Annotated in this window: 11 protein-coding genes; 2 read left to right on the forward strand and 9 right to left on the reverse strand. The window is 27.9% G+C overall.

Annotation, left to right across the window (positions count from 1 at the left end; genetic code table 11):
• Window positions 1–5: 5 nt before the first annotated feature.
• Window positions 6–2,636, reverse strand: a complete 2,631-nt coding sequence (cas10, locus tag ACZ5B9_RS07170) for a type III-A CRISPR-associated protein Cas10/Csm1 (protein ID WP_464421917.1) — start codon at window positions 2,634–2,636, stop codon at window positions 6–8.
• Window positions 2,637–2,994: 358 nt separating this feature from the next.
• Here cas10 and ACZ5B9_RS07175 point away from each other — a divergent pair, with 358 nt between their 5' ends.
• The gene (locus ACZ5B9_RS07175) at window positions 2,995–4,209 is read left to right on the forward strand and encodes an ATP-binding protein (RefSeq protein ID WP_464421920.1); all 1,215 of its coding nucleotides are present in this window, start codon (window positions 2,995–2,997) and stop codon (window positions 4,207–4,209) included.
• 199 nt (window positions 4,210–4,408) lie between these two features.
• Here the strand turns inward: ACZ5B9_RS07175 and ACZ5B9_RS07180 are convergent, their stop codons facing one another.
• Both ACZ5B9_RS07180 and hisB read right to left on the reverse strand, forming a co-directional pair.
• On the reverse strand, window positions 4,409–5,299 hold the full coding sequence (locus tag ACZ5B9_RS07180; protein ID WP_464421923.1) for a lysozyme inhibitor LprI family protein: 891 nt from the start codon (window positions 5,297–5,299) through the stop codon (window positions 4,409–4,411).
• The gene (gene hisB / locus ACZ5B9_RS07185) at window positions 5,299–5,889 is read right to left on the reverse strand and encodes an imidazoleglycerol-phosphate dehydratase HisB (RefSeq protein ID WP_464421926.1); all 591 of its coding nucleotides are present in this window, start codon (window positions 5,887–5,889) and stop codon (window positions 5,299–5,301) included. The genes ACZ5B9_RS07180 and hisB overlap by 1 nt, the downstream gene beginning before the upstream one ends.
• Before the next feature lie 155 nt (window positions 5,890–6,044).
• Here hisB and ACZ5B9_RS07190 point away from each other — a divergent pair, with 155 nt between their 5' ends.
• Window positions 6,045–6,452 carry a hypothetical protein gene (locus ACZ5B9_RS07190; RefSeq protein ID WP_464421929.1) on the forward strand — a complete coding sequence of 136 codons (408 nt, stop codon included), beginning with the start codon at window positions 6,045–6,047 and terminating at the stop codon, window positions 6,450–6,452.
• A gap of 135 nt (window positions 6,453–6,587) precedes the next feature.
• On the opposite strand, the gene hisC is transcribed toward ACZ5B9_RS07190, so the two are convergent.
• From hisC to ACZ5B9_RS07220, 6 genes are all read right to left on the reverse strand, one after another.
• Window positions 6,588–7,664 (reverse strand): histidinol-phosphate transaminase, encoded by a 1,077-nt coding sequence (gene hisC, locus ACZ5B9_RS07195; RefSeq protein ID WP_464421932.1) that lies wholly within the window; start codon window positions 7,662–7,664, stop codon window positions 6,588–6,590.
• Between the two features lie 42 nt (window positions 7,665–7,706).
• On the reverse strand, window positions 7,707–8,366 hold the full coding sequence (locus ACZ5B9_RS07200; protein WP_464421934.1) for a hypothetical protein: 660 nt from the start codon (window positions 8,364–8,366) through the stop codon (window positions 7,707–7,709).
• 36 nt (window positions 8,367–8,402) lie between these two features.
• Entirely contained in the window at window positions 8,403–9,596 is a 1,194-nt protein-coding gene (locus ACZ5B9_RS07205) for an ATP-binding protein (protein ID WP_464421937.1), read from the reverse strand.
• A 247-nt stretch (window positions 9,597–9,843) separates the two neighbouring features.
• Window positions 9,844–11,124, reverse strand: coding sequence for a histidinol dehydrogenase (hisD, locus tag ACZ5B9_RS07210; protein WP_464421940.1), 1,281 nt, complete (start codon window positions 11,122–11,124; stop codon window positions 9,844–9,846).
• A gap of 61 nt (window positions 11,125–11,185) precedes the next feature.
• Complete coding sequence (gene hisG, locus ACZ5B9_RS07215) at window positions 11,186–11,803, reverse strand: ATP phosphoribosyltransferase (RefSeq protein WP_464421942.1); 618 nt, start codon at window positions 11,801–11,803, stop codon at window positions 11,186–11,188.
• A 1-nt stretch (window position 11,804) separates the two neighbouring features.
• Complete coding sequence (locus ACZ5B9_RS07220; protein WP_464421945.1) at window positions 11,805–12,938, reverse strand: ATP phosphoribosyltransferase regulatory subunit; 1,134 nt, start codon at window positions 12,936–12,938, stop codon at window positions 11,805–11,807.
• Between the last annotated feature and the right edge of the window lie 43 nt (window positions 12,939–12,981).

Here is a 12,981-nt window from a genome sequence, read left to right on the forward strand (position 1 = left end):
TAAAATTATTTATTTTCTCTATATTCATAAATCAATATATTTATTGCTGTAAATAATTGCTTTGCATCTTCTTCTTTTTTTATCCATTCAAACAATTGTTTTTTTAAATCTAAATAATTTTTTTCCTGTTTCTTATTTTTTTTATCATATGTTATTCTCGCAAGTGAATAAGCAAATCTAGCAATATCAATTTTCCCATCATCGTTTTTTTCAAATTGACTTCTTATAAGCTTCATAAGACCAAACCATTTTGTTTTTCCTACAAAGACTTTATCTGTTTCTTTATCCTCTTTCAAACTAATTACAGATTTCAAATATCTATATTTTTCATTTAAAACTTTCTCTATAAAATCCGCCCACTTATAAATATGATTGATTTTACTGTGTTTGTTCATTCCAAATAGTGTAACGGCATCTTTAGTAGATTTTCCAGACTTATTTTCATTATATGATTTTGCCAGTTTTTCCAATTTTCCTGTTTTTTGTGCCATTTGAAATATTGGGTAATTTTCATCAAAGAATCCTATTCCTGCCGATAATGTAACTCTATCACTTGAAAACTCTTTAAAAGCTATCCTTAAATCCACTGAAAATTCAATAATATCATTCCAAGTTCCTATTGCAAATACATCATCTCCGCCAGAATACACAAGTACAATATTTCTTTCTTCTTCTTTTTCTTCTATTCTTTCTGTTATTAAATTACAGTACTCTTTAAATAATTCATTTTTTTCAACAATTAAACTTTTTCTTTCCAGTATTAAATTTATCACTCTTTTAAAAAAATCAGATAAATATCTTGACAAAACGACTGTTTTTGAAAATCTTACAAATTTATACGGTTCCTTTTCTCCACTTGTGTTGATATACTCTTTGTCTTCAAAACCTGTCCGAAATAAAGTTCCCAAATTATCAATGTCCGCTCTTAATACAGCAAGTCTTTCAATTCCTTTGGCTTTTTTTACTAATTCTTCAAATTCGACAAGACTATTTTCTTTATTCTTTGATTTTACATTATAGTTTCCAACTTTAATATTTCTAGAATTTCCTTTTCCCAAATAATTAGTATTTATCGAATAAAATCTATAAAATTTGTCACTTTCTTTTTCCACTTCCTCAACTGTCTGAAAACTTTTAAAATTTATTTCTACAAACCCTTTCGGATATTTTGGAAATTTTAATTTATCATTATTTTCACTACAATTTTCCTCCACAAAAAATGCTCTTTTATCTCGCAAATGAAATGATTTTGAAATATCTTTTCCCAATTTAATATAATTTTTGCAAGAATTACATATTTCAAGATTTCCATTGCTCTCTTTTTGAGAATTTTTTATCAAAATATCTTCTTTTTCAGTTTTTTTACAAATCTCGCATTCTTTTGTATCACTATGAATTTCATTTAATGCATTATTTTCATCAAATATTCCTTCTAATTGTTCTTGAGAGTATCTGTTAAGTTTTTTTCGAGAAGTTTCATTAAAATTTCTTTTTAAAATTTCTTTAAGTTTGTTTTCTTTTTTTATATCTTGACTTAAGCCATTTCCTAATTCTTCTATTGATGTCCCAGTATACGATATTTCATAATAAACTGATGTTCCAAGTTCTTTTAGAAGAAAATCATTTATTATATTTTTATATTCTTCTAAAACCCTCACAGTTTTAGGAATATTTGGCAACAACATATAAAACTGGCTTCCTGCAGAATAAACCAAGTTTACTCTTGATAAATTCAATGCTTCCAAAATCTCATCTATTATATGCTCAATGAAAAGTTCCAGATAAAATGAACGCCCTCTCAATGATTTCATAGCTATTTTAGATGTTATTGTATAAATAAAATTTTGTATCCCTGTAAATTCAGCTGATACAAATAAAAATTTTAGTTTTTCTCTTTCATCTTTTTTAAAATATTTATCTTTATAATTTATTTCATTATTTTCTTTTTCAGCATCATAAATATACATGCATGAAGCAACTGCTGCTGTCAATTTTACATGATCATAGTAAGAAACATCTGGATAATCTGCATATGAACTTGAGGGAAAATATACACAACTTTCTTCCAATACTGAATTTAGCTTTTCTGGTGTTAGAATATCTTTTTCTTTCATTTCTGCCAAATCATCTCTTAATCCCTCTAATACCTTCAAATATTCAATATTTTCTATCTTATCGTTATCTATTTTTTCTTTTGGCATATTAAAATTATATCTATCATGCGTTAAAGATTTGAATTTTTTTTCTATTTTATTTTTTTTTACATTAAGTCTATTGAATATTGAATTTAAGGGCATTGCTTCTATTCCTGCAACTTCTATCTTCTCCCCTTCTTCATCATATTTTATTCTTTCTACCCCTGATGCTATATTATCAGCTTCATAAATAATATATGCTAAAGAATTATCATCTAATTTATTATTTTCTTCCATTTCTTCATTTATTTCTTCATTATGATGATACTTTATCATATCGTAAATTTCTTTATATTTTTCTACATCTAGTAATTCTTCTTTCTCCAAATAATTAGCTCCTGCAATAGAATGTTTCTTACTGCTCACACCAGCCCTTCGTACTATTTTTCCAACATCATGTAGCAAAGCTCCTATTTGAAGATTAATTAATTTCTCATCCATACTTTCCTTTCTCCAACTTTCAAATTTATTTTATATATATATTCAAAAAAGAAGCAAAATATAACCACTTCTTTTTCTATTTCATAAAATTATCTATTTTTCATTATTTTTACACTCTACTTTTATTTACTATTTTTATTAACATTTTTCATTTCTTTTTCTTCCATATTTATACTTTTCCTCTTATAATATTGTTTTATTTTATCTTATCATATAATTTCAAAAAAAGATAGGGAAATACTTTTGATAATTTTTTCTTATATAATAGAAATAAGTTAAAAAATTTTAGATTTTTTCTCTTATAAGTTGTAAAACTTTGTAATAAATGATATAATTTTCTTATATAGGCGGTGATAAAATGATAAAAAGAGAACAATATTTAAAAGAAATCAGAAAATTTATGGATAAACCTGTAATAAAAGTTATTACTGGTATGCGTAGAAGTGGTAAATCTATGATATTAAAATTAATATCTAAAGAACTTGAAGAAAATGGGATAAACAAGGAAAATATTATTTTTATTAATTTTGAGTCTTTAATGTTTGCCGAATTAACAAATTTTAAAAATTTATACAGTTATATTATTGAGAAATCCCAAAATATAACTGGAAAAATCTATATATTGCTTGACGAAATTCAGGAAGTTGATTCTTGGGAAAAAGCAATAAATTCATTATTGGTAGACTTGAACTGTGATATTTATATTACAGGCTCTAATGCTAATTTATTATCTTCTGAACTTGCCACTTATATCGCGGGAAGATATGTTGAAATAAAAGTTTTTCCTTTATCCTTTAAAGAATTTATAAAATTTTCTAAAATTCAAAATCCGCAGAAAATTTACACTACAGAGGAATATTTTGAACAATATCTGAAGTTTGGAGGACTTCCTGCCATTCATAATTTTAGTCAAGATAAAACTTCGATTTATCAATATTTGACTGATATTTATAATTCTGTTTTATTAAAAGATGTTATTTCAAGAAATAATATAAGAGATATTGAATTACTGGAAAGAGTTATTTTATTTATTTTTGATAATATCGGAAATACTTTTTCTGCAAAAAAAATTTCAGATTTTTTAAAAAATCAAGGCAGAAAGTTAAGCACTGAAACCGTCTACAATTATCTAAAAGCACTTGAAAATGCCTATATTATTTCAAAAGTTCAAAGATACGACATAAAAGGAAAATCCATTTTAGAAACGCAAGAAAAATTTTATCTTCTTGATTTAGGATTAAAACATTCTCAATTAGGATATAGAGCAAATGATATTGCTGGACATCTTGAAAACATTATTTATTTAGAATTATTAAGAAGAAAGTACAATGTAAATATCGGAAAGCTAAAGACAAAAGAAATTGATTTTATAGGACAAAAAGAAAATGAAAAATTATACATTCAAGTTACTTATCTTCTGGCTTCTGACGACACTATTGAAAGAGAATTTGCACCATTAAAAGACATTAAAGATAATTATCCCAAATATGTTCTTTCTATGGATAATTTAACTAAATTCAACATAAATGGAATTGAGAGAAAAAAAATTATAGACTTTCTATTGAAACAATAATTTTAAAAAACTAAATAATTTGTTTGGGGGTGTCTCATAGGTCAAAAATAACTTTACTAACATAAATATTATATATTTTTAAAAATCAACAGATATTATTTTTATTGATTTTATCAATATAGTAAAATATATAAAATTTATGATTTGGTAATTTTATTTACCTTATGGGACAGCCCCTTAAATTTTTATTTCTAATTTTCTAATTTTTCTGTTCTTCCTTATATTTTTCACTTTTCTTTATATTCTCAATAACATTTTCTAAATAATCCGTTCTCCGTTTCGTTATTTCAAAAAGTTTTCCATAATACACACCTTCATCTTTGTTTGCTAGAATAAAATACATTTGTGCCTCATTTTCTCTAAATTCTAGCCACTCCCTTTGTGAACTCAACAATCCATTTGATTGTTCTGATAATGCTGGAAGTTCACATCCGAGAGGAGAGTCAAATCCATACGATGAGTCATCAGTAAAAATATCATCTTTAACGAGATAATATAATTCGTCGTATTTTTTATTCATCCTATTATTTTCTTTTACATACTCTTCTTTTGCTCTTCTAATTACATTTAGATTTAAAGTTTTTTTATTATCAGAATTTAATTCGTCAATTATTTTTGCTATCTCTAAAATTCTTTTATAATCCTCTTTTCTAAAAAAAGCAGATTCAACAAAATGCCCATCTACCATAGTTATATCAGAATGTAAACCAATTTCATATTTTTCACTTAAATATAATGCAAAGTGGGCTTCTTCACTTACAAAGGTGTACCAATTTTTAGTACTTTCATTAAATAGTTTATATATTCCTTCATTGTAACGATAAAATATATTTTTTTCATCATCGACTATCCTTTGCTTATCATGTATTAATTTCTTTTTTTCATGATTATAATAACTTTCCAGATATTTTTTTTCTATATCTTCTAATTTTTTTTTGATATTTTTTTCAAAAGAAGTTTCAATAAATAAATTTATTGTGGTTTTTTTTATTTCTTTTGCTACATTTTCATTATATAATGGTTTAGTAAACGAATTTACTGAATACATCAAAGAAAACATACTTATAAACAGTATCTTCTTAACTCTCACTAAACCAAAACCCCCTTAGTCGAAGGAATCTCATCCCTATATTTCTCATCAATGCTCACAGCCTCTGCCAAAGCTCTAGCAACTCCCTTAAAAATCGACTCAATTATATGATGCGAATTTGTCCCAGCCATATTCTTTATATGCAACGTCGCATTCAAATGCCGTGTAAAGCCAATGAAAAACTCTTCCACCAATTCTGCATCAAAAGTCCCAACTTTTTCAGTCGGAATATTTACATCAAAATTCAAAAAATATCTTCCACTTAAATCAACAGCAACTAACGTCAGAGCCTCATCCATCGGCAAAAGAAAGTTCCCATACCTTCTCACACCCTTCAAGTCCCCTAACGCCTCATAAAAACATTTCCCCAATGCAATTCCAATATCTTCCGTACTATGATGATCATCCACCTGCGTATCCCCATCACAATAAACCTTCAAATCAAATCTCCCATGCTTTGCAAACAAATCAAGCATATGATCCAAAAATCCAACCCCTGTATTATTTTCATATTTCCCAGTTCCATCAATATTTAATTCAACTTTTATTTTTGTTTCAAATGTATTTCTTTCAATTTTAGATTTTCTCATAACTTCATCCTTTCATTATACCTTTAATTATAAATAGTATAATCTATTTTTTTCTCTTTTTCAAGATTAACCAAAAAACAAGAAATTTATTTTAAAATATTAAAAATCGTGTTATAATTTAGTGGGTAATTTAACAAAAGATAGGAGGTGAAAATATGCTTTACGAGGAAGCTAAAAATGTACTCTATGCTGAAGAAAGAGCTGAATTTTTTATAAGGAAATTAGGTTTTGATTTTGATAAAATTGATAAAAATGAAATAATTTTTCTTCTAAATAAAGAATTTGAAAGAGCAATTACAGAAAGAGAAAGTAAATTTTATGATAGTTCCGAATGTCTACGTGTATTGTGTGGATATTTGTATTGTCTAGGGGATGTTTCTGATGTTCCGTTACTAGAAAAAGTAAAATATGGTATTGATATGGATGTTGGAACTATGATTGATGGCGAATGGATTATTAGTTTAAAAAATAATGGTATAGAAATGGAAGAGTACGATATTCAATCAAAACAAGAAATTATAGAAGGTTTTGTAGATTATTACAAGTTCTTTTATAATTTATAAAGTATTAAAATTACAGATTTTAGCAAAGAAGATTTATTTATTAAAACTTAGCAAGGGGCATTGAATCTCCCCTTGTCGAAATAAAAACCACTAATAAGTCATTGATATAAATCTTCAAATCAAAACTTTTTCCTTTTAAAAAATAATTTCTTCCAATTTCTCAATAAAAATCTGCATTTCCTCATCCGTCCCAATCGTAACCCTCAAATAATTATCAATTCTATCTTTTGCAAAATATCTTACTAAAACTCCATTTTCTTTTAGCTGTTTATACAAATCGCCTGCGAAAACTTTGTTATGAGAAATAAAAATAAAATTAGCACTTGAATTTAATACTTTAAATCCTAATTTTTTCAATTTTTCAACCGTTTTTTCTCTAGTCTGAATAATTTTAGCATTAGTTTTTTCAAAATATTCATCATCCTTAAACGACTCAATTCCAGCTTCAATTGAAATTCTGTCGATTGTGTATGAGTTAAATGAAAATTTTAGTCTATTCAAACCTTCAATTATATTTTCAGAGCCAAGTGCATATCCAAGCCGTATTCCCGCCATAGAACGTGATTTTGAAAATGTTTGAACTACAAGAACGTTATCGTATTTATTTATTAATTTTACAGCACTTTCTGCCCCAAAGTCAACATACGCCTCGTCAACGATAACTAGCTGATTTGTATTATTTTTTACTATTTCTTCAATTTCATCCGATTTTAAAGCAATCGAAGTCGGTGCATTCGGATTTGCGATAACTATATGCCCATCCAAGCCAAAATATTTTTGAATTTCAATTTCAAAACTGTTATTTAACGGAATTTTGACTTCCTTCACATTAAATAAATCGGCATAAACTGGATAAAAACTGTATGTAATATCTGGATAATACACTTTATCTCCCGCATTAAAAAATGTCATAAAAATAAATGCCAGAACTTCATCCGATCCATTTCCAATAAACACTTGCTTACGTGTAATTTTATCATTCATTTTATTAGAAAAATATTCAGCAATAACTTTTCCAAGCTCCATTACATCTGGATCTGGATACAATTTCAAATCTTCCAAATTCATAGATTTTATCTTTTCTATAACTTTCGCTGATGGCGGATAAGGATTTTCATTTGTATTAAGTTTAATATATTTTTTATCTTTCGGCTGTTCTCCCGGCGTATAAGGCTCTATTTCCTTTATTTTATCATTCCAAAATTTCCCCATTTTATAACTTCCTCCTTATAAATAAATCTTTTAGTATAATTTTTAATCAGACTCTGGTAAATCATATAATTTATCTTTTGTTTGCCACTTTCCGCTTACTTTTTTAAATTCAAGAGAACGGTTTTCTTCAGTAGTTTCACTCAATTCTTTTTTTATTTCTTCACTAAGATATTTAAAAAATCTTTCTTTTTTCTGATTACTTAAATCACTAATATGCTCCAAATTATTCATTTCTTCATCTGTCACTCCTGCTTTTTTAATTGCTCTGTCAAAATCAGTATTAGAAATATTATCAAAATTAGGTACTATTTCTGTTATTTCCACTTTAGCTATATTTTTACTTGTAAACAAAATAGATTTTGGAACATATTTTGCAGTTTTAGCTAAACTAATCATCATTTCATTTACCATAATTTCATTCATTTTATCATAAAACTCTTTATCTTTAGCATTAAAGTTTTTATAATCATCATCATTTTTCGTTTCCCTTAAAGTTATAGCTCTAAATTTTTCTAACATAATTTTTTTATCTCGTGTTTCATAATCATTAATCATTTTATTAACAATATTTTCAATTTCTTTACTATCCCTATCAACTTCACTTTGTGAAATTTTAACCCCACTTTTTACATAAACCTCATAATTACTTTGTGCCATTCCCAATGTTCCCAAAATAAACAATCCTAGTAGTATTTTTTTCATTAATTCCTCCAATTATTCTGTTATTAATTTTTTGTTCTAATTATCTCTATTTTGTAAAAAATCTAAAATATTTAAATGCTTTATTCCATCTTCGCTTAAATTTATTTCATCCATCGAAATTATAAACTTCTGAAAATTATCCTTAACTTTCTTTAATGGCGTTATCTCTCTCTTGAATGTATTTTCATCAAGTATCGTTGCTGACACTTGATAGTATTCTCTTTCGTTATTTCGTTCTGCTATAAAATCTATTTCCAGATCTCCAATTTTACCAATATACACAGTATATCCACGCCTAATCAATTCCAAATAAACTATATTTTCCAAAATATGCCCAATATCGCTATGTTTTTTATTTATAAGCAATTTTCTTAGTCCTATGTCAACTATGTAATATTTCTCCAGCGACTTTAAATGTTGCTTTCCTTTTATATCATAACGTCCAGCTTTGTACAATATAAACGACGATTTCAAGGCTTCTATATAATTTTCAACAGTAGACGATGTAGTTTTTCTGCCATAAGAAACAAGTATATCTGCTATTTTTTTGGGTGAAACAATATTTCCAATGTTTTCAAATAGAAATTTTACTACAGATTCAAGTAAAGTAATGTCCTGTACTTTATTTCTTGCAACTATATCTTTTAGCAAAACTGTGTTGTATATTCCCATTAAATAGTCTTTTCTTATATCATCATCATTTATTTGTGTCGCATAAGGAAATCCGCCATTTTCAAAATATTTATTCCAAGCCTGTCTCACATCCTGTGTTTCATTGAATTTAAGATATTCAGAAAAAGATAAGGGCAATATAGATATTTCAATATATCTGCCTGAAAGCAATGTTGCCAGCTCGCCAGATAACATCATCGCATTGGAGCCTGTTATATAAATATCCGTATTATCTTTTATAAATAAAGAATCTACTGCCCTTTGAAAATTCTCAACTTCCTGAATTTCATCAATAAATATATAATTTTTTTTATTAGGCACAAGCCTTTCTTCTATATATTGATACAATGCTCTATAATTTTTTAAATCTTCAAACTTCAAATCCTCAAAGTTTATAGAAATTATCTGTTCTTCTAAGACACCAGATTCTATTAAAAAATTTCTAAATTGAGACAGCAATGTAGATTTTCCGCACCGCCTAACGCCTGTGATAACCTTTATTATCTGCATATCTTTTACTTTTTTCAATTTTTCCAAGTATTCAGTTCTTTTAACCATAAAATCACCTCATACAAAGTATATCAAAAAAAAGAACAATAATCAATTTTTTTATTCTCAAACCAAAAAACTTTCCAATTTCATAAACTTTTTCTTTTATAAAATAAAAACTTCTCAAAATTAAATGCTTTTTATTTTAAAAGTGAAAAATTTTAATATTATAGAAAAAGCCTGAAAACTCAAATTTTATAATTTTCAAACTTTTCAAAAAATTATTAAAAATCTGTTTTCAGACAAATTCTATTTTTTATTTATCAAATCTTTTTGAAACTGAACGAGCATGTGCTGTAAGCCCTTCATTTTCAGCAAACTTAATTACTTTATCCTTAACTTCTTCAAGTCCTTGTTTTGAATAGTAAATAAACGAAGATTTTTTAACGAAATCGTCTACTGAGAGTGGAGAAGAGAATTTGGCAGTACCGCTTGTCGGCAATGTGTGATTTGGGCCTGCCAGATAATCTCCAATTGGTTCAGGCGTGTTGTGTCCCATAAATATTGATCCTGCGTTTTTTATTCTTGGCAATAATTCAAATGGATTGTCTACTGCCAGTTCCAAATGTTCCGGCGCAACATAATTGCTTACAAAGACAGCATCATCTATATTGTCTACAATAACTATTCTTCCTTGAGTTTCAATCGATGCCCTTGCAATTTCCTCTCTTGGCAATTCCTTTAACTGCTTTTCCAATTCCTTAGTAACTTCATTTGCCAACTTTTCAGAAGTCGTAACTAATATGCAGGCTGCCAGTTTGTCGTGTTCCGCCTGTGATAATAAATCTGCCGCTGTATGAACTGGGTCTGCACTTTCATCAGCAATTATAAGCACTTCACTCGGTCCTGCTATCATGTCAATCGAAACTTCCCCATAAACCATTTTTTTAGCCATTGCAACATAAATATTTCCTGGCCCGCCAATTTTATATACTTTTGGAATAGTTTCCGTACCATAACTAAGGGCAGCTATTGACTGAGCTCCACCCACTTTAAAGATTCTGTCAACTCCAGAAATTTTTGCCGCAACAAGAATAGAGGATAAAATTGTTCCATCTGCAGTTGGAGGTGTTACCATTATAATTTCATCACATCCAGCAATTTTAGCTGGAACTGCATTCATAAGCACAGTCGAAGGGTAAGCCGCTGTTCCGCCAGGTACATAAAGTCCAACTTTTTCAATCGGATTAACTACTTGTCCTAAAATTACGCCATTTTCCTGTCTTATTAAAAAATCATTCCTAACTTGCTTTTCGTGAAATTTCTTGATGTTGTCGTGCGAATACTGAATAACTTCCACTAATTCCTTGTCAATTGTGTCAAAGGCCTTTTGAATTTCCTCCTGTGTAACTTCCAGATTTTCCAGTTTTACACCATCAAATTTTTCAGTATATTCTATCAAAGCCTTATCTCCTCTAGCTTTAACATCTTTCAAAATGCTTTCCACAGTTTCATTTACATCATCGTACGAAAACTGGCTTCTAGCAAGCTCCTTTTCCAAATCAACATCTTTTGAATACTTTATCGTCTTAATCATAACGCATCACTCCATTTCACTTTTTTATTATATTTAAAATATTTTTATCAATTTTTTTATTTTACAAAATTTCTTTTATCTTATTAACAATTTCCTCGATTTTTTTATTCTTAAATCTGTAACTTGACTTATTGGCAACAAATCTGGCACTTATATCTTCGATGTTTGTAAGAATCTTCAAATTATTTTCCTTCAAAGTTGTCCCAGTTTCAACTATATCCATTATTACATCCGAAAGCCCCAAAATCGGTGCTATTTCAATAGAACCATTTAATTTTATAAGCTCTACATCCCTATTAATTGAGTCAAAATATTTTTTCGCCACATTAAGATACTTTGTTGCAACCACAAGGGGCCTGTCAAAATTTTCCTTAAAATCCATCGGTCCTGCAATCGAAAACCTGCATTTCCCAAATCCCAAGTCCATTAGTTCGTACACATCAGGATTTTCTTCAAGCAGTATATCCCTTCCTACAACTCCAATATCCGCACTTCCCTTTTCGACATAAACCCCTACATCCGACGGCTTCACCAAAAGAAATCTAATATTTTTTTCCTCATTCTCAAAAATCAATTTCCTATTATCTTCCTTCATTTCCAAACTTTCATAACCTATTTTCTCAAATAAGTTATACACTTTATTTCCTAATCTCCCTTTAGGAAGAGCTATATTTATCATCCTATTCCTCCTTTTTCAATTCCCCGTTTTGAAAAACATATTTCTCATCAAAATTAAAAATTTCAAAATCACTTTCACCTAAATTCTCAATATTTTCCGTCCTTACTCTAAGCCCCTTTTTCTGAAAATCATTCACAATTTCTACCAATTTTTCAAAATCACTGTTATCATACGCAATCAAAATCTCAAAATCCTTTTTATCCGTATCCTTATAATACCCCTTCAATCCATCAGTCAAAATCGCAAATCCAACCGCTCCAGTATCAACCCCAAATTTTTCAAACAATTTGTCGTATCTGCCACCAGTTAAAATTACGTTTGGAAAGCCTTCAATATACCCTTGTAAAATAATTCCATTGTAATAATTCAAATTTTTTACAACAGAAAAGTCAAATATAATTTTTGATTTCTTGTAAAATTTCATCAATAAACTGTTTAGCTGTTTAAGTTCAGATAATATTTTTTTCGTATTGCCATTTATTTCATATTTTAAAAGTTCCTTTTCAATATTTTCCAAATTGCCTGACAATTCAGGAATTTTATAAATTAATTTTTTCACATTTTCTGAAATATGTTCGTTGTTTTTTAATATTTTTTGTATATCGTGGCTATTTTTCCTATTGATGCAATCAAATATTTGCTCTTTTATTTCGTAGTCCAAATCAGAATTTTCAAAAACCGAAGAAATAAATCCCGCATGCGACAAAACAATCATACTTTTTTTATTTATAATATCCAGACTTTTTACTGCAAGATTAATAATCTCAAAATCCAAAAACGTCGATTCTTTCCCAATTAATTCAATCCCCAGCTGTTCATCCTCTTCGTAACCAACATATTTTGTCAGATTGTAGGTATTTTCCTGATAATAAATTTTACTGTATTTCAAAGACTGATCTTTAGACACCTTTTTAGCAACCGACAACGTAATATCAGGTCTTAACGCTAACAATTTTCCATTCGGACTCATAACAGTCAATACATTTCTATCAATAAAATCCTTATTTTCATTATACAAATCATATTCCTCGAAACTCGGAAGAGAAATCTTTTTATATCCATAAGAATCATACATTTTCCGTATATTTAGTAACACTAAATCTTTTTTACTCATATTTTTTATATAATTTTTCATAATTTACTTCACTTTCCACACCTGTTTTGCTTTTATCTTATCA

This window comes from Leptotrichia sp. SK-5, from assembly GCF_055387215.1.

Bases quoted from the DNA above. Each gene is read 5' to 3' on its own strand.
- cas10 (WP_464421917.1), bottom strand. From the start codon at position 2,636: ATGGATGAGAAATTAATTAATCTTCAAATAGGAGCTTTGCTACATGAT.
- ACZ5B9_RS07175 (WP_464421920.1), top strand. From the start codon at position 2,995: ATGATAAAAAGAGAACAATATTTAAAAGAAATCAGAAAATTTATGGAT.
- hisB (WP_464421926.1), bottom strand. From the start codon at position 5,889: ATGAGAAAATCTAAAATTGAAAGAAATACATTTGAAACAAAAATAAAA.
- ACZ5B9_RS07190 (WP_464421929.1), top strand. From the start codon at position 6,045: ATGCTTTACGAGGAAGCTAAAAATGTACTCTATGCTGAAGAAAGAGCT.
- hisC (WP_464421932.1), bottom strand. From the start codon at position 7,664: ATGGGGAAATTTTGGAATGATAAAATAAAGGAAATAGAGCCTTATACG.
- ACZ5B9_RS07200 (WP_464421934.1), bottom strand. From the start codon at position 8,366: ATGAAAAAAATACTACTAGGATTGTTTATTTTGGGAACATTGGGAATG.
- ACZ5B9_RS07205 (WP_464421937.1), bottom strand. From the start codon at position 9,596: ATGGTTAAAAGAACTGAATACTTGGAAAAATTGAAAAAAGTAAAAGAT.
- hisD (WP_464421940.1), bottom strand. From the start codon at position 11,124: ATGATTAAGACGATAAAGTATTCAAAAGATGTTGATTTGGAAAAGGAG.
- hisG (WP_464421942.1), bottom strand. From the start codon at position 11,803: ATGATAAATATAGCTCTTCCTAAAGGGAGATTAGGAAATAAAGTGTAT.
- ACZ5B9_RS07220 (WP_464421945.1), bottom strand. From the start codon at position 12,938: ATGAAAAATTATATAAAAAATATGAGTAAAAAAGATTTAGTGTTACTA.